Source organism: Sphaerospermopsis sp. LEGE 00249 (assembly GCF_014299995.1).
GTDB classification, from domain to species: domain Bacteria; phylum Cyanobacteriota; class Cyanobacteriia; order Cyanobacteriales; family Nostocaceae; genus Sphaerospermopsis; species Sphaerospermopsis kisseleviana.
Map to the genome: position 1 here is coordinate 1 of NZ_JACJUZ010000071.1, position 16584 is coordinate 16584.

Here is a 16584-nt window from a genome sequence, read left to right on the forward strand (position 1 = left end):
TTGTATGTGTCAACAAATTAGTTATGTTCATTGGATGGAAGATATCATGAGATGTTGACATTTTCACCCTTAATAGGACTACTATAACTGAATATGTAAACTTTTGTAACGACATTCAACATTTCTGCGCTAGAATATAAATCTGAAAAAAGCTGATTGCTTTCTTTAGGGCTAAAAAATTTCGGATATAATATTACTTCTCCATCAGTAGAAATAATTGTTTTTTTATTAACGTGATTTTCTAAAATCACATTATTAGTATCTGGTAGATAGTCCCAAAGACTGATTTGATTATACATAATTTGATTAAATCTCCGTAATTATACATTTATTGAAATCATCTGCTGTGGTTCAGGATGCTGATTCTATATTACCAAGTCATCCCCAAATTCAAAACAAAGCCCTTTCCTAAAAAGCGAACTGACAAGTCAGCACTTGCACTATCGCACATCCCCAAACCCCTAAATAGCGATCGCACTCCCTCCACATCCCCCAAAAAGCGATCGCACTTCCACAAAACCCCAAACGCGATCGCACCCCAAACACCCCCAAACAACGATCGCACCTTCCAAACCACAAAACAGCGATCGCACATCTCCAAACGCCCCACAACAGCGATCGCACTATCCAAACCTGCAAACAGCGATCGCACCTCCCCACATCCACAAAAGCGATCGCACCTCCACACATCCCGAACAGCGATTAATTCGGTAAACTGCGAAAAATGGCAACAATTAAAATCCAAAAGCTAAAGTATCCAGCATATATTTACTTTTTTCTCTTCCCACTTCTAAATATATTTCTAGTAGTTCTTCATAAGCAGTTGCTCCACCCACAATATTCCAAAACTCATTTCCAATAACAACAGCTTCATCAAAAGGTAAATAACTTTTTGCCTGAGTCCATTTATAATCAACTTTATTTGCACCATAAGGATTATAAGGCATTGCATAATAAGTTTGTAATTTGGGACGGTTCACCCCACGCAGTAAATGAAACCTCAACAAACGTTGTAAAACTTCTAAACATTGTCCTTTATTGGGTTTGGGAGCTTTGATTTCAAAGAAAAATTCCGTCCCATCTTTTGCCAAAATATAAAGGTCAACACGAGCTATTTTTAACTCTAAATCATTAGTTCTGCGAGCATTCAGCACTGCTGTGATCATTTCTTGAAAAGATGGTTTTTCTTGTTCCTGTTTTGCAGCAGATTCGTAATTTTGCTTTTGAAGTTCAGCTTCTGCAAAAGCTGCAATACTTACCTGATTTTTAATATCGTAACCCCGCCGGACATCTCGATGATGTTCGAGAGCAATTAAACGAGCGCATTCTTCAAAAGAATTACCTAATTTTGTACTTAAACCTCTTTCAAATTGATTAATACGTATTAGTTCCGGGGGAATAAGTGCAGCTTGAAATGGCTTTAATTCTCCATTCGCTGAATATCTTGATAAATACTCTTCTGCACTGGTAGGTTTTAAAATTTTACGTCCTTTATACTCATCTATCAGACCTTTGATAAAACCTTCTAGATAACCCTTGATTTCCGCACGAGTTTTTGAACTAATAGCTGCCATAAAATCAGACTTATAAAATAAGTGTTAACAATGCTTTAGCTAAATTGTAAATGACTGGAACTGAAACAGCATTACCAAATTGATGTTTGGCTTTTGTTTCATTTTCGGCAATTTGAAAATCTTCGGGAAATCCCTGTAATTTGGCATAATCTTTTGCAGTTAGTGGTTTATATTTATTCTTGGCATAAATTTCTTGTATAAATTTTTGTTTATATACTTCTGGCTCATCACATTGTATAGATATAGTAGCTACATAATCTCTTGTTCCTGTAGCTGTCAAAGTTCCAATTGCATCAGCATGAGGTAAATATATTTTAGAAATACTATTAATTCCTGAAGATATTTTAGAATTTACAAATTCATAACCTTTACCTTCTATAAACCGTAGAATTTCTTTCTCTACCAGGCTGTTAATTTCTTCAATTTGTAAATTATCAATTAAAGTCTCTAAAACTTCTATTTTTAAAGGATTACCGTCTTTCTCTCCATATATTTTCTTTCTCCTATTTTTTAAAATAGTTTGACATATTAGTTTCTGTCTATAAGTAGTTTCTGTTAAATCCCAAGAATGAATTGTTGTATGTCCATCTCTAATATCAGCAAATGTAAAGAAATCATTTAACTCATCTACTTTTTGGAATCTGCCTCTGGAAGCAGGTATCTTACCATCATTAAATAAAACTTCTGGAGGGAATTTCTTTTTAGGAAAGTTAGTTTTTTCAATACCAGAAATTATATCATAAAGTTTTAATCGTTTATTTAATGGTTTAGGGAAAGTAAAACCCCAACAATTGGCAAGATCATTTCTAATACCAACAATAAATATTCTGTCTCTATCTTGAGGTAAACCAAAATCGTAGGAATTTAACACCTGATATTTAACTACATAGCCAAATGATGTTAAATTAGTAAGTATATATTCTAAACTTTGTTTATTTCTTGGCTCAGTTAAACCTTTAACATTTTCAAAGATAAATGCTTTAGGTTGGTTAAGTTCAACAACTCTAAACACATCAAGCCATAATTTGCCCCTTGGATCATCTAAACCTTGCCTTTTACCTGCTATTGACCAAGGTTGACAAGGTACACCACCTACTATTACATCTATTTCAAAAGGTAGTTTGTTTAAATTGGTAATATCTCCTAAATATGGTTCATCTGCATTGTGATCACGAATAAAATTATTTTTGTAAACTTTAATAGCTTCTTTATCAATTTCTGAATATCCTAAACAAATTCCTCCTAGTTCTTCTAGTGGGATTCTAAAGCCACCAATACCAGAAAATAGGTCTACAAATGTAAATTTTGTTGTGCAATTTATAGGTGTTATAGGTTGAAATAATTGAAATAAATCTAATTGTTTAGCTTCAACACTTGTACTCATATTTTTGGTTCATGTTATCTATTATTTAGCTAACCTAGTATGACTGATTAAGGCAGGTATAAAACCTGCCCATCTAAACCTATTCTATACCCTCAATCCGATTTTCAACCTCCTGATACAACTCCCTCAACCGGTCTAAATTCTCCTCACTCGTCTCCCAATAACCGCGACCATTGACTTCCAACAAAGTAGAAACAATCTTGCGGAAAGAATGAGGATTCAAATTCATCAGACGTTTCTGCATTTCCTCATCTTTAATAAACGTCTCATTGGTTTCCTCATAAACCCAGTTATCCACAGCACCAGCAGTTGCACTCCAACCAGTGGTATTAACCAACCGCTTAGAAAGTTCCCGCACACCTTCATAACCGTGAGACAACATCCCCTCATACCATTTGGGGTTTAACAACTTCGTCCGCGCATCCAAACGCACAGTTTCCGATAAACTTCTTACCTGTGCATTCGCGGTAGTTGTATCTGCAATGTAAGATGCAGGTTTCTTACCATCCGCACGCAGACTTGCAACTAATTTTGTGGGGTCAGAGTCGAAATAATGGGAAACATCAGTTAAACTGATTTCCGAAGAATCAAGATTTTGGAAAGTTGCATCAGCAGTTTTCAAAGTTGTTTCAAAAATCTGCCGTGACTCATCCATTACCCCTGGGTTATCAGAATTGAAAGAGAAAGATTTGCGTTTCAAATACATTTCTTGCAATTCCGCTTCACTATCCCAAGTGCTATTCTCCACAGCTAGGTTAATATTAGAAGAATAAGAACCAGAAGCATTAGAAAATACACGGGTTGCAGCTTGACGGAGATTAATTCCCATTTCCTCCGCTTGTTGCAGTGCGTGTTTCCGCACAAAGTTCATTTCTAAGGGTTCATCAGCTTCAGCAGCCATTTTTACACCCTGATCCAGTAAATTCATCTGGTTAATGAACAGGTCGCGGAAGACACCAGAACAGTTAATTACCACGTCAATTCTAGGACGACCCAATTCTTCCAAGGGTATCAATTCTAACTTGTTCACCCGTCCTAAAGAATCGGGAACAGGACGTACTCCCACCATCCACATAATTTGTGCCAGGGATTCCCCGTAGGTTTTGATGTTATCTGTACCCCAGAGGACACAGGCGATGGTTTCCGGCCAGTTTCCACCATTTTCAGTCTTATTGCGTTCTAACAGCCTATCAACGACGATTTTCGCAGACTGTACCGCCGCAGTAGTGGGAATAGATTGGGGATCTAAAGCGTGTATATTTTTACCTGTGGGCAATACGTCAGGATTACGGATGGGGTCGCCACCGGGTCCTGGTAAAATATATTCACCTTCTAAACCTTGCAATAAACCGCCAAGTTCGTTATCTGCACATACTTGTTTTAAGCAAAATTCCAAATACTCAAACAAGGGTTTTAATGCAGATGTATCCACGTTGTTAAAACCTGACTGATACAGAGATTCTACCCAAGGTTCTTTTTTACCCATGTTAAAGAAGTTTAACTTGGATACTAAGGAAACTCGACCTTCGGCATCAATTTGTTCTTGTACTAAAGCTGCCACAGCCGCACGGGTAGCCATTGTAATGTCTTGTAATAATTGCACATCGGCTAAAATGCCTTTGTCGCTGTTGCGGTAGATTTCTTCAATGTTCCGGCCTAAGCTGTTAGCAATGATGGAGGGTAATCCCAGTATACCGTCCTCTTGCCGATCTAAACTGGCAATATTCACTAAAGTGGCGATCGCCTCTTCTGCACTTGGTGGTTTACCGATGATATGCAAACCGCAAGGTAATAAGCGAGATTCAATTTCCATTAACTTGCGATAAACAATCCCGACGATATTATCCCGTTCTTCAGAGGACATATCTTTTGCGTCGGTTTCCGGCAGGTCAATATCTTTATCTAAGTTAACAATGCGGCATTTGTCAACGATCGCATTCACAATGGAAACTCCCCGGCCGCTGTCTTTCAAAGTTTGGTAAGAACCAATTAACTCACTGAGTTCTTTCAAACCTTTGTATAAACCAGCATTTTCCGCAGGTGGAGTTAAGTAAGAAATTGTTTCTGCATAACTGCGACGTTTAGCAATAGTCGCTTCACTGGGGTTATTCGCTGCATAATAATACAGGTTGGGAATTGTGCCAATTAATTGATCTGGGTAACAATCTCCAGACATCCCCATCTGTTTACCAGGCATAAACTCTAATGAGCCATGTGTACCAAAATGTAAAACAGCATCAGCACCCCAAATTCTTTCTAAATAAGTATAAAAAGCGGCGAAGCCATGATGAGGACTAGCGGAACGGGAGAATAATAAGCGCATGGGGTCGCCTTCATAGCCGAAGGTGGGTTGCACACCGATGAAGACATTACCGAAATGCTTACCGTATACGAGCAAGTTTTGTCCATCACTGTTTAAGTTTCCTGGTGGTGGACCCCAGTTTTCTTCTAAGCGTTGGGAGTATGGTGTCAGTGCTTCATATTCGGGGACTGACATTTTGTAAGCAATGTTGAGTTCAGGACTTGCGTATTGCGCTTGTGCGTCGTGGATGACTTGTTCCATCAACTCTTGGGCGGTTTCCGGGATGTCCCGCACATCGTAACCGTTGTTTCTCAGTCCTTTGAGAACTTCATGGATAGAACCAAATACATCTAAATATGCCGCAGTTCCCACGTTTCCTTTATCGGGGGGGAAGCTGAAAACGGTGATGGCGACTTTTTTGATTAATTTGGGTTTGCGACGCAGACTAGCCCATTTTAAGGCACGTTGAGCAACAATTTCTACCCGGTCTTGGAGGGCGATCGCTCTACCTGTTGCCCCATCTTTACCGGATAGGATAATAGGCTCAATTGCTCCATCTAGTTCAGGTATAGCAATCTGTAAAGCCACTTGAATAGGATGTAACCCCAAATCGCTATCTAACCATTCTTCGGTGGTTTGGAACACCAAAGGCAAGGCTACCATGTAAGGACGGTTTAATTTTTTTAATGCTTCAATAGCTTTGGGATGGTCTTGTCTTGCAGGTCCACCCACTAAAGCAAAACCAGTCAGGGAGACAACCGCATCAACTAAAGGTAATCTGGTTGTAGGTTCGTAGAAATAAGCATCTACAGGTTTAGAGAAATCCAAACCACCAGCAAACACAGGGAGAACTTTTGCACCTAATGATTCTAATTCCTGGACAATTGCTACATAATGTGCATCATCTCCAGTAACTAGGTGAGTTCGTTGTAAAACCAAACCTACACATGGTGCGAGGGGATCTTTGATATTTCGAGAAATGTCTCTGCGGACAGAATACCAGTTTAGATATTCTCGTACATCTTCAAACATATTTGGCGCTAAAGGATGCCAAATACCCATGTCGGGATAAACTACTGGTGCTTGATATTCAGCAGCAGCTAGTTTTTGTTTATCTTCCCCTTTTAAGACGTATTTATCAGCCAGCATCAGCAAGAAGTTTTCCAGGTTTTCTGCTGAACCACCTAACCAATACTGAAAACTCAGCATGAAGTTACGCGCATCTTGCGCTTTTTCAATGGGGAGGAATTTCAGCACTTGGGGAAGAGTACGCAAGAGCTTCAACATTCCATCTTGGAAACCAGCGCCAGATTTCTCTTTACGCTTCTTCATGAAGTTGGCAATGACGCTCTTAGATTGTCCCAACTGTGCCAAGGAGAAGCTACCCATTTTATTAAGGCGCATAACTTCAGGCATGGAGGGGAACACAACCGCTACATCGAAGTTATCCCGGTGGGGTTCGACTGCTGCGACGAGTTTCTGCGCTAAGTCTTCAATAAATATCAGGGAAGCGATGAATATATTAGCACTAGCTATATCGCGTTTAAAATCTTCATAGTTTTCCGAGTCGCGCAGTTCCTCAATTAAGTAACCACTAATTTCAATGGCCACGCTGGGATGGTTGGCGTTAATTTCCCGTACTGCTTGAGATAAAGAACTTTGATATTGAGACTCAAGCACAACATAAACGACTTTAATCAGATTGCGTCCGCGTAGGTCGTCAGGTGCAATATGTCTAATTGTGGACTTGACCTGGGTGAACATTCAGATAAGCTCCTTTGAGGCGTGTTCTCTACTGGAAGTGCATTTCTTCCATTTTCTTCGGCAATTAAGAGTTTTGTACCAGAAAACTCTGTGTCAGTGGGGGTTTTCTCCCTGAACTGAAACAAAATGATATAAAAAACGTAATCATTATTGATAAATCTTAACAATTTAGCAAGGTTTTCTCAGATGTTTGTAATTTCTATTTACATAAATAGTTAGTTATTTAACTATATGGTTGTTTAATTGGTGTGGGGGCTGGTATAGGAATGAACCACGAAGGCACGAAGGACACGAAGGAAGAAGAGGAATGAACCGCAGAGGCGCAAAGAACGCAGAGGTAAGAAGGTTTTTGTGTACATCGTTATTTTCTCTGTTAAATAATCTATATAAAAAAAATTAAATTAATCGTATATAATATGATATGAGATAGTTAAAATTACAGCCTTATTTTTCAATGAGGATATGACCATGAATGCTTTAACTGTCAATTTAGAATCAGTAATAGAAATGACTGATGAGCAGTTTTTTCAGCTATGTCAAAACAACCGGGAATTAAGATTTGAAAGAAATGCAAATGGAGAGTTAATAATTATGCCACCAACGGGAGGAGAAACGGGAAATCGTAATGCGGGTATTACTGCTCAACTGTGGATTTGGAATGAGCAAAATAAGGAGGGTGTAGTTTTTGATTCTTCTACTTGTTTTAAGTTACCAAATGGTGCTGATCGTTCTCCTGATGCTTCTTGGATAAAGTTAGAAATATGGGATGCTTTAACTGATGAGGAAAAACAAAAGTTTCCCCCCATTTGTCCTGATTTTGTAATTGAGTTACTTTCTCCTAGTGATAGTTTGAAGACTACACAAGAAAAGATGAGGGAATATATAGATAATGGTGTGCGTTTGGGTATATTAATTAATCGTAAATCTCGTCAGGTGGAAATTTATAGACCTGGTAAGGAGGTTGAGGTTTTGGAATCTCCCGCTACGGTTTCGGGGGAAGATGTTTTAAAGGGTTTTGTTTTGAATTTGGGGATGATTTGGTAAAATTATATAGGTATTTATTTAACCAGGTAAGTAGGTGGACATGAAATAACCAAAATGTGTAACGATATGTAAATTCATCTCAATGCATTATTGTGGTTGAGTTTTAGCCATTTCACAAAACGAAATATATTTTGATTTTCCTCCGCCCACCTACTTAAAAGCTATGAGGAATTTAATTCAAGTAGATAGGATACCTTGAATTTTTTGATCTTAATATAATTGTTATTCATCCTGTGACTAAAAAAATAGAAATACGTTCTGATTCTCCAGAATTAGATAAAATGCTGCGTATCTCAGAATATCAAAAATTTAACGGTTTAGTATTACCATCTTATGAAGAATTTGGGGTATGTCCAGACTATGAATATCTCAAATGGCGATATGACAATTATGGAAAACTTATAAAAAAACATATCAATGTAGAAGACTATTTTACGTTAGAAGATGATGGTTTCATGTTCTAAATTAAATTTATCAATGGAAGATGATCAACCAGATCCCCGACTTCTGAAAATAACTAATAATTAATATGTATAATCAAATAAGAAGTCGGGGATCTTAAAACCAGTTTATAATCCTCTTCCTTCGCTTCCTTCGTGTCTTCGTGGTTCATTATTTCTTAAACTAGGAACTTTACAGATTAATCAATAATCAAGAATTGGTTTGTGGGAAATTGGGATTTTTTTTGTCTGAATCAGGATGTCCAGGATTAAAGGATTTACAGGATATTATTTAATGATAGTTTGTAGGAATTTGGGGATTATTCTTGTTTATCTTTATTCAGACAATTACAACATTCACCACCAACAAACAACCGATAAATTACATCCTGTACATCCTCAAATCCTGGATATCCTGATTCAGACAGTAACCTATAATCTTTGATATGGTTGGACTGTGATTAAACCAGGAATAACCGCATAATGCTTAACATTAATGTATGTAATGGCAAACCGAAAGCGATTGATGTTTGACCAATTAAAGCATCAATTAATCCCAAATTATGACTAAGATGATAATTTGCAAATACTTCTAATGCTTGATCACAAGTTTCAGGTGTTGCCCAAATTACTTCAACATTATTAATAAATTTCCGAATTTCCTGCAATTCCAACTTATTCTTACATCCTTGCATCAATTCCATTGCTACATAACCAGGTAAAGCAATTTCTTCATCTCCTAAAGAACTTAACCAAATAATTGCAGGTGGATATTTACGCAGAAAGTCAATCACAATATCACTATCTAGGAGAATCATAATCTCTCCTTTGGGACTGTTCACGTAACTGACGAGCGTAAACAAGACTATCTGGAATATCGTCCCTTTTTTCCCATAAACCTATCAAACTCGAATCAAGTAACTCACGAGCAGTTAATATTTTTTTCTTTACAGATAGAGGAGATGACAATACAATTACTTCTACAATTGTTCCCTCTGGTAACTCAGTTGTAGGTAATTCAATTTTGCCATTTTTACCAACGGTTGCTTTTTGTTTAATTCCAGTAATCATGGGTTGTTTTTATTTCCTTGTTGATTTTTATTATAACATCTATATTACAGCGATTTCTATTTAAGTGAGGTACAAGTAGTAATAATTGTAGCTTGCTTCCCGAAGGGTACGCAGATAAACGCAGATAATTTTCTACTTCGTTAAATTGGAAAACCATAGTGTTATCAAGTACAAATATATACATGATTAATTTTGCTGTATTTCACCTTTAGCAAGTCTTAAATTGTTGTAAGCTTTGTCATTAAACAACACAGGAGTATCACTTTTCTGAAAAAGTCTGAAAAAGTTAGACACTGTGTTTTAAATAACCTAGCACATTTACAAGTAAAGCGGTATCAGGCAGATCCCCGACTTCTTTAAGAAGTCGGGGATCTTAAACCCAGCTTATAATCTTCTTCCTTCGCTTCCTTCGTGTCTTCGTGGTTCATTATTTCTTAAACATGGTTGGTAGGAAATTGAGTTTTTTTTGTTTATGATTATTCAGAATAATACAACATTCACTATCAACAAATAACCAAAAAATTACATCCTGTACATCCTCAAATCCTGGACATCCTGAATTTTTACATTGAATCTAAATAACGCCGTAATTTACTACTAATAACATCAATTACTGTTACTACTACCAATAGCACTAACATCATGGTTGTAGCTTTGTTGTATTCAAAACCATCTATATAACTTTTTAACTGAAAACCTATTCCTCCTGCACCAACTACACCGAGTACGGAAGCAGCACGGATATTGTACTCAAACATCCACAAAGTATAGCCTAATCCCAAGGGTAAAACTTGGGGTATTATTCCATATTGAACTACTTGAATTCTTGATGCACCAATTACCTGTAAAGATTCTAAAGAACGAGCATCTACAGCTTCAATGGCTTGTTGATAAAATTTAGCAAGATAACCAATAGTGTAGATGGATAAAGCTAACGTTCCTGCGGGAGCGCCTAAACCGGTAGCTGCTACAAATATTAAACCGAGAATAATTGAGGGAACAGAACGCACGGCATTTTGCAGTAAATTTGCTAACCAACGTAACCATAAGGGAGCGATATTATTAGCACTGGCGATCGCTATTGGTAGGGAAATAATAGCACCAAGAGAAGTTCCCCATAAGGACATTTGCACGGTTTCAATTAATCCTTTAATTGCTATATCTACCACTTTCCAATCTGGTGGAAATAAGCGACTAATAAAATCTATAATATAAGGCCAGCTATCTTTTAATAGTGCAGAGTCTACTTTTAAACCTTGCAAAGCCCAAATATAAGCTACTACCATTACTAATACAATCACTATATTAATTAGCCAAGAGTAATGGTGAAGAAATTTAGAATTAAAGGATTTTTTCATTTTTTTCATGACTCGTAATTTTGATTTGAGAATATAAAAATAAAATCAATAATAATGTAAGTTGCTGATTGGGCAATTTGTCAGAATCAGGATGTCTGGTTACTGAGCGAAGTCGAAGTACAGGATTTAAGGATTTACAGGATTAAAACAAAAATGTTATCAGCAAAAATTAAACATTAATTATAAAGTTATTGGTGTGAATCTAGATTTTTACACACTTGTAACATGAGAAAATTTTTCTTGCAAGTTATCACATTTTCCGTCATAAACTACACGACCCGCATCTAAAACTATAGCTCTGTGGGCGTATTCTGCGGCTATGCCTAAATCATGTAATACTGTGATAATAGTTAAGCCTTGATCTGTGTTGAGGTGAGATAAAGTTTGCATTACTTGTTGGGATGCAACTACATCTAAACCGGTGATAGGTTCATCAGCTAAAAGTATTTGTGGTGATTGAATTAAAGCACGGGCGATCGCCACTCTTTGTTGTTGTCCACCGCTCAGTTGACCCGTTTTTTGATACATTTGCTCCCTTAAACCTAATTGTCCTAATAATTCTCTTGCCAAAAGGCGATCGCGTTGAGGAAAACCAAATAAAGTTTGTCTAGTTGTTCTCACACCCAAACGACCACACAAAACATTTTCAATAGCTGATAATTGCCGAATTAAACCACCACCTTGAAACAACATCCCAATTTCCCGGCGAATTTTCGGCAATGTTTGGGGAGTAATTTGTAAACCACTAATGTGAATTTCTCCTTTTTCCAATGGTACTAAACCTACCAGCGATCGCAATAATGTAGACTTACCTGCACCATTCAAACCCAACAAAACCACAAATTCACCTTGTTCAATCTCAAGATTAATATTGTTGAGGATAGGACGATTTAAAGATGTAGAATAAGCCGTTTCTAAATTATGACATTCGATCTGTTTCACGCTGGTAATTGATAATAGCTAATTGGATATAAGGAGAAATTTTTATAGGGGTTTAGCATAATGCTTACCCCTAATTACAGCAGATTGCAGATCAATGAGCTACAGAATCTCAATTGAACCTTATGTACAAGGCCAGTTTTACTCCTGACTCCTGACTTCTGCTGTAATTATGGTTCCATTCCCAAAGTTTTCAAGGCTTCGCGGACAGATTTGAGATGACGATTATGATCGACTCTCACTAACTCTGTAGAATTATACAAGCTCTTGAGCATTTCGTTATTTTCTGGTCTATTTAACTTGAGTAGGGCGTTAATGATTTTTTCCCGAACATCTGCTCGAATATCATCATCAAAAACAACTCCGTGAGCAGGAACACCAGAAATTTTATGCAGCACACGTAACTTAGACCTGTCTTCATTGGAAATATAAGGGGGGTACATGGCATATTCTGATACTACAGCCACATCCGCTTGACCACGCACTACAGCTTCTAAAGCTTTACTGTAATTACCGCCGTAGGCAATTTGACCAAAGAACCCTTCCATACGGTCTTTATCAGGTACAAAACCGTTTTTCACCAACTCACTCACAGGGAACATAAAACCTGAACCAGAAGTAGGAGAAGTAAACGCCATTCTTTTACCCCGTAGCTGTTCCAGAGTTGCTTTCGCAGTATTTCTGGTTTGCAGAGGGCTATTTTTGGGAACAACAAATATGGAGTTGTAAGTAAATCTCCCGGAATAATTGTCACGAACTTCCGCTAAGTGCAAGCGTGCATTTGCTAATTGTTCAGCCTTCAAAGCTGGACGACTACTCAAGAAAGCCACATCAGCACGGTTGGCTCGTAAAGCTTCCACTGCGGCTGTATCATCAGCTAACTGCGCTCTTACAGGCATTCCCAATTCTTTAGACAAGAATTTGGCTACCTTGTTAGCCTTTTCTTGCAAATCAGGTGCATCCTTTCGAGTAGGAAAAACTATTGTTAAAGTTTGGGAACTTCTTTGGGCAAGTAAGCGTGGTGCTTGTTGGTTGAGATTTGGGTTAGCTACAACTTCTTGCATTCCGCCCAAGGTGCTAACTAAACCAGCGAGGGCTGCAAATGCCCCACTAGCAGCTAATAAGCCCTTTTTAGTCACACCCACTTTATTGCTATTCATTAGTAAATTTTCTCAGTATTTTTGCAAATAACTTTCAACTAATCTGGTAAATCAATTTAAAACTTTTAGGAATAAAAGTCAATAAGCTAGATGAAAATTATTTCCAATATTTATTTGCAAAATTTACTAAATTACATCTTGTTGTGATTTTGTGTAAATCATTGTGTTTAATAGTGTTTAAATAAAAGTTATTAAATTACGACAAGTTATAAAGTATGCAATATTGAACCACTCCCAATACTGCTCGGTTAAGCCTGAAAAGTGATTATATGGTGTGGTAGGTTGGGTTGAGGAACGAAACCCAACATTATCAAGGATTTTGTTGGGTTTCGCTATCGCTCAAACCAACCTACATTTCCTTAACCGACAAGTATTGGAACCACTCCAAGCACGGATAACAGAGAAAATTTATTGGTAAAACTGAATAAATCTGTGATGATGAAACAATTAAATTAAAAGTTGTCAGGTGGGTTAGGAACGTAACCCACCATTAATATTTAACCCTCTGCAATATTTTGATTATTTAACCAAATAACCAAATCATTAACACTAGTAAAATCCAACAAAGCTAAACCTAGATTTTCCACATCTTCCACAGATAACTTATTAATTTTTACCTGTAAATCTTGATTAATTTCACCAAAGCGATGTTTAAGTAGACGCATTACCGTATTTAAAATTACTTCATGGCGGATTTCTTGATAACATCTGGTATTTTTTAAATCACTCATATTAAACATTCTTACTAACTCCTGGGAATTAAGAAGAGGTAATTTATAGGAAACAATAAAATAATTTTGTTGTAGGGTGAGTTAGCCAAAACCTAACCCACCGTTGATTTTTAACCATCTGCAATATTCTGATTATTTAACCAAATAACCAAATCATTAACACTGGTAAAATCCAACAAAGCTAAACCTAGATTTTCCAAATCTTCCACAGATAACTTATTAATTTTTACCTGTAAATCTTGATTAATTCCTCCTACGCGCCTTTCCAGTAAACGCATTACCAGATTTAACGCCTCTTCATAGCGGACTTCTTGATAATATCTAGTGTTTTTTAAATCACTCATAGTAAACATTCTTGCTAACTCCTGGGGACTAAGAAGGGGTAATTTATAGGAAACTATTGTCTGAATTAAATCTAGCAAATTTCTTTGTTGACGGGTATCAGGTAAATCTGATTTTGCTTGTGATAATAAAGTTCTCGCTAAAGCTGGAACTGCTTTTTCTTTTTCCACCACTAACTTAATGATACCTAATCCCAAGGATGTTTGTACATCTACCCATTCATCCAAATATAACCGAGTTACCAAAGGACTTTCCAATAAATAGCGATAGGGTTCTATTTCTGTGGGTTCTATACTACGTTTAGCAAATAAAACCACAGCTTGCCAGGGTGTAGTGGAAGCATAGAGATGTAAATAAAGAAAGATTTCCGAAAAAAAGCGAGAATAAAAATCCTCATCTCTTTGAAATTGCACCTCTACAAAATAAATCGTTCTTTTTGGTTGATTATCTTTAGGTACAAATACACCATCAATTCTAAAAGCTGTTTGTTTGAGTTCTACAGAAGCAAAATCATAAGCATTTGCTTCACTAGGGGGTAAATTAATCAGTTCAAAAAAAGATTGAGGTAAGGTTTGAAAAATGCGATAAAAGATAGAATCTGTTTTCATGAATATTGGGATTAAATATTTTTGTAAATGTTGATTGGGGAAGAACTATGAAATATGATACAATAGTAAACAAGCAAAATATTATATTAATTCCAATTAATTACATCAAGATTGTGGATAACCTAAAAATCATATTGGGAAATTAACTTGAATTAGTGATATAATGACATAGAGGAATTATTGACAACCAAAATATGTTAAAATACCTAACAATTACAGAAGCACAAGAGCAACTTTTAGATTTACCAGATGATTTACAACAAGAACCAATAATCATCACCAAACATGGTAAACCAGTAATGGCGGCCATTAGTTTTGAGCAATATGAATCTTTGCTAGAAACATTAGCAATTTTATCTGATAAAGAATTTACCCAGCAACTACAAGAAAGTATAGCTCAAGCCGACAGGGGAGAAACTATTAGTTGGAATGATGCAAAACTTAAACTCGGACTTTGATAAACCACAATCTGATCAGATTGAATTTGAAATTCAGTTAACACCTTTAGCATTGGAGATGTTAGGGAATATTAAAGATAAACGTCACCAGAAAGCTTTGAGTTCACGGATTGATAAATTAAAAATAGAACCTGAAAAACAGGGAAAACCTTTAACGGGACAGTTGATTAATTATCGCAGTGTTAGGGCTGTGGGTCAACGTTACCGTATAGTTTATCACGTAGAAAATGATCAGGTCGTAGTTTTAGTAGTTGGTGTAGGTTTAAGAAAAGAAGGTGATAAGGGAGATATTTATAATCTTTTGCAGAAATTATTGTAGTTTTTAATATGCAATTGACGAAGTATTCGCTTTACCTAACCAATTATTACAGAATTTTTCATATATTTGAACCAAATTACGCCACCCCATAACCAGTATAAGGGCGTTTATAGGGTGGTTGTAAACCCAGTACAATATCCTCTTTTGGTACTCCCATATTCTCCAATTCTTGAGCTAAATCTGCATCAGTCATATTTTGCTGAATCCAGATTTTGCCATCTTTAATATCAAAATGAATAATACTATAATAAACCCTTTTTAAACCATTCCATCCCACATACATTAACTGATAGTGATCATGGAAAGTATCAAAAATCAATTCATTATCTATTTCTTCATAGTTAGGTTTAAATTGACCATGTTTATTAAGAATAGTTTGAATACATTGACGATAGTGTTCTAAAGTTGCCATTTGACAATTACCTCCATAATCGGATCATATACTACTATTTTAACTTGATGACGTTGTACTGCAATACGCGCAAGGCGAGATTGAAAAAAGGTTTCGTATACATCTACAGGAACAGCCAAGTATAATAGACCTCTCCAAAATAGAATGTATTGATTTTTAATATATTGTAGGGGCGAAGCATTTGGGCGATAATTTGACGGAAAAATCAGACATCTAGATATCCCAAATGCTTCGACCTGCCCCCATAAATAGGTTCCATAATTTCTTTTCTGGAGAAGTCTAATAAACGTTCAGGTTCTTTTTCTTCAAGTGCAATTTGATAATTAAGAAACTGACCTAATGCTGTATAAAAATCACTCACTGGTGAGTTAGTAGCAAAACTTTTGATTTCCACAGCAATCTTTTCACCCGCTTTTTCTGCTGCTATTAACCTTTCTGCACCTAAATCAATTTTCAGTTTTACTTCCTCAAATTGAATTTCCAAAGGATCATTAGTAATAATCCAATCTTCCTTTTCTAGTGCATTTCTTACTGATTCATGAAATAAATCTCTGGCTGACATTATTGGAAAATAGGTTTTGACTTATATAAATAACTTACCACATTGTTATTCTTATCCTTCTTACTTTGCGTCTTTGCGCGAAACTCAAAAAAATAAACTCCCCCTCCATCACAAAA

The 16584-nt window shown here is 36.5% G+C and carries 18 protein-coding genes and 1 pseudogene; 4 read left to right on the top strand and 15 right to left on the bottom strand.

Features of this window, described 5'->3' with window-relative positions:
* Nucleotides 1–44: 44 nt before the first annotated feature.
* The 5 genes from H5968_RS19985 to H5968_RS20005 all read right to left on the bottom strand — a co-directional run bounded on the left by H5968_RS19985 (nucleotide 45) and on the right by H5968_RS20005 (nucleotide 7024).
* Nucleotides 45–299: a hypothetical protein gene (locus H5968_RS19985; protein ID WP_187041358.1), complete on the bottom strand. Its 255-nt coding sequence runs from the start codon at nucleotides 297–299 to the stop codon at nucleotides 45–47.
* A 71-nt stretch (nucleotides 300–370) separates the two neighbouring features.
* Nucleotides 371–745 (bottom strand): hypothetical protein, encoded by a 375-nt coding sequence (locus H5968_RS19990; protein ID WP_187041359.1) that lies wholly within the window; start codon nucleotides 743–745, stop codon nucleotides 371–373.
* On the bottom strand, nucleotides 735–1574 hold the full coding sequence (locus H5968_RS19995) for a TdeIII family type II restriction endonuclease (protein WP_187041360.1): 840 nt from the start codon (nucleotides 1572–1574) through the stop codon (nucleotides 735–737). Before H5968_RS19995 ends, H5968_RS19990 begins: the two co-directional genes overlap by 11 nt.
* Nucleotides 1575–1584: 10 nt before the next feature.
* Nucleotides 1585–2958 (bottom strand): DNA cytosine methyltransferase, encoded by a 1374-nt coding sequence (locus H5968_RS20000; protein ID WP_187041361.1) that lies wholly within the window; start codon nucleotides 2956–2958, stop codon nucleotides 1585–1587.
* A gap of 79 nt (nucleotides 2959–3037) precedes the next feature.
* On the bottom strand, nucleotides 3038–7024 hold the full coding sequence (locus H5968_RS20005; protein WP_187041362.1) for a magnesium chelatase subunit H: 3987 nt from the start codon (nucleotides 7022–7024) through the stop codon (nucleotides 3038–3040).
* Nucleotides 7025–7492: 468 nt separating this feature from the next.
* Between H5968_RS20005 and H5968_RS20010 the strand changes: the two genes are divergently transcribed.
* On the top strand, nucleotides 7493–8068 hold the full coding sequence (locus H5968_RS20010) for a Uma2 family endonuclease (RefSeq protein WP_187041363.1): 576 nt from the start codon (nucleotides 7493–7495) through the stop codon (nucleotides 8066–8068).
* 281 nt (nucleotides 8069–8349) lie between these two features.
* Entirely contained in the window at nucleotides 8350–8532 is a 183-nt protein-coding gene (locus H5968_RS20015) for a hypothetical protein (RefSeq protein ID WP_187041364.1), read from the top strand.
* 437 nt (nucleotides 8533–8969) lie between these two features.
* Here the strand turns inward: H5968_RS20015 and H5968_RS20020 are convergent, their stop codons facing one another.
* The 7 genes from H5968_RS20020 to H5968_RS20050 form a co-directional block, all read right to left on the bottom strand.
* Nucleotides 8970–9326 (bottom strand): type II toxin-antitoxin system VapC family toxin, encoded by a 357-nt coding sequence (locus tag H5968_RS20020; RefSeq protein WP_187041365.1) that lies wholly within the window; start codon nucleotides 9324–9326, stop codon nucleotides 8970–8972.
* On the bottom strand, nucleotides 9310–9579 hold the full coding sequence (locus H5968_RS20025) for a hypothetical protein (protein ID WP_137668310.1): 270 nt from the start codon (nucleotides 9577–9579) through the stop codon (nucleotides 9310–9312). The genes H5968_RS20020 and H5968_RS20025 overlap by 17 nt, the downstream gene beginning before the upstream one ends.
* Before the next feature lie 563 nt (nucleotides 9580–10142).
* Entirely contained in the window at nucleotides 10143–10937 is a 795-nt protein-coding gene (gene phnE, locus H5968_RS20030) for a phosphonate ABC transporter, permease protein PhnE (protein ID WP_096572599.1), read from the bottom strand.
* Between the two features lie 210 nt (nucleotides 10938–11147).
* Entirely contained in the window at nucleotides 11148–11879 is a 732-nt protein-coding gene (locus tag H5968_RS20035; RefSeq protein ID WP_187041366.1) for a phosphonate ABC transporter ATP-binding protein, read from the bottom strand.
* A 167-nt stretch (nucleotides 11880–12046) separates the two neighbouring features.
* A complete protein-coding gene (locus H5968_RS20040) occupies nucleotides 12047–13036 on the bottom strand; it encodes a phosphate/phosphite/phosphonate ABC transporter substrate-binding protein (protein ID WP_187041367.1) in 990 nt (329 codons plus the stop codon).
* Between the two features lie 497 nt (nucleotides 13037–13533).
* Nucleotides 13534–13767 (bottom strand): DUF4351 domain-containing protein, encoded by a 234-nt coding sequence (locus tag H5968_RS20045; protein WP_255427203.1) that lies wholly within the window; start codon nucleotides 13765–13767, stop codon nucleotides 13534–13536.
* Between the two features lie 110 nt (nucleotides 13768–13877).
* Complete coding sequence (locus H5968_RS20050) at nucleotides 13878–14717, bottom strand: Rpn family recombination-promoting nuclease/putative transposase (RefSeq protein ID WP_187041369.1); 840 nt, start codon at nucleotides 14715–14717, stop codon at nucleotides 13878–13880.
* Between the two features lie 194 nt (nucleotides 14718–14911).
* On the opposite strand from H5968_RS20050, the gene H5968_RS20055 reads away from it, so the two are divergent.
* Together H5968_RS20055 and H5968_RS20060 are read left to right on the top strand one after the other, a co-directional pair.
* Nucleotides 14912–15175: a type II toxin-antitoxin system Phd/YefM family antitoxin gene (locus H5968_RS20055; protein ID WP_096566371.1), complete on the top strand. Its 264-nt coding sequence runs from the start codon at nucleotides 14912–14914 to the stop codon at nucleotides 15173–15175.
* Entirely contained in the window at nucleotides 15147–15494 is a 348-nt protein-coding gene (locus H5968_RS20060) for a type II toxin-antitoxin system RelE/ParE family toxin (protein ID WP_228051634.1), read from the top strand. Before H5968_RS20055 ends, H5968_RS20060 begins: the two co-directional genes overlap by 29 nt.
* A gap of 76 nt (nucleotides 15495–15570) precedes the next feature.
* Here H5968_RS20060 and H5968_RS20065 read toward each other — a convergent pair whose 3' ends face one another.
* The 3 genes and pseudogenes from H5968_RS20065 to H5968_RS20075 all read right to left on the bottom strand — a co-directional run.
* Complete coding sequence (locus H5968_RS20065) at nucleotides 15571–15906, bottom strand: XisI protein (RefSeq protein ID WP_096566369.1); 336 nt, start codon at nucleotides 15904–15906, stop codon at nucleotides 15571–15573.
* Entirely contained in the window at nucleotides 15894–16025 is a 132-nt protein-coding gene (locus tag H5968_RS20070) for an element excision factor XisH family protein (protein WP_255427204.1), read from the bottom strand. Before H5968_RS20070 ends, H5968_RS20065 begins: the two co-directional genes overlap by 13 nt.
* Nucleotides 16026–16190: 165 nt before the next feature.
* Nucleotides 16191–16468 (bottom strand): annotated as a pseudogene (locus H5968_RS20075) (element excision factor XisH family protein); the annotation flags it as partial.
* Nucleotides 16469–16584: the final 116 nt, after the last annotated feature.

Coding starts and splice junctions, on each gene's coding strand:
- H5968_RS19985 (WP_187041358.1), bottom strand. CDS start 299: ATGTATAATCAAATCAGTCTTTGGGACTATCTACCAGATACTAATAAT.
- H5968_RS19995 (WP_187041360.1), bottom strand. CDS start 1,574: ATGGCAGCTATTAGTTCAAAAACTCGTGCGGAAATCAAGGGTTATCTA.
- H5968_RS20000 (WP_187041361.1), bottom strand. CDS start 2,958: ATGAGTACAAGTGTTGAAGCTAAACAATTAGATTTATTTCAATTATTT.
- H5968_RS20005 (WP_187041362.1), bottom strand. CDS start 7,024: ATGTTCACCCAGGTCAAGTCCACAATTAGACATATTGCACCTGACGAC.
- H5968_RS20010 (WP_187041363.1), top strand. CDS start 7,493: ATGAATGCTTTAACTGTCAATTTAGAATCAGTAATAGAAATGACTGAT.
- H5968_RS20015 (WP_187041364.1), top strand. CDS start 8,350: ATGCTGCGTATCTCAGAATATCAAAAATTTAACGGTTTAGTATTACCA.
- H5968_RS20020 (WP_187041365.1), bottom strand. CDS start 9,326: ATGATTCTCCTAGATAGTGATATTGTGATTGACTTTCTGCGTAAATAT.
- H5968_RS20025 (WP_137668310.1), bottom strand. CDS start 9,579: ATGATTACTGGAATTAAACAAAAAGCAACCGTTGGTAAAAATGGCAAA.
- phnE (WP_096572599.1), bottom strand. CDS start 10,937: ATGAAAAAATCCTTTAATTCTAAATTTCTTCACCATTACTCTTGGCTA.
- H5968_RS20040 (WP_187041367.1), bottom strand. CDS start 13,036: ATGAATAGCAATAAAGTGGGTGTGACTAAAAAGGGCTTATTAGCTGCT.
- H5968_RS20045 (WP_255427203.1), bottom strand. CDS start 13,767: ATGAGTGATTTAAAAAATACCAGATGTTATCAAGAAATCCGCCATGAA.
- H5968_RS20050 (WP_187041369.1), bottom strand. CDS start 14,717: ATGAAAACAGATTCTATCTTTTATCGCATTTTTCAAACCTTACCTCAA.
- H5968_RS20055 (WP_096566371.1), top strand. CDS start 14,912: ATGTTAAAATACCTAACAATTACAGAAGCACAAGAGCAACTTTTAGAT.
- H5968_RS20060 (WP_228051634.1), top strand. CDS start 15,147: ATGATGCAAAACTTAAACTCGGACTTTGATAAACCACAATCTGATCAG.
- H5968_RS20065 (WP_096566369.1), bottom strand. CDS start 15,906: ATGGCAACTTTAGAACACTATCGTCAATGTATTCAAACTATTCTTAAT.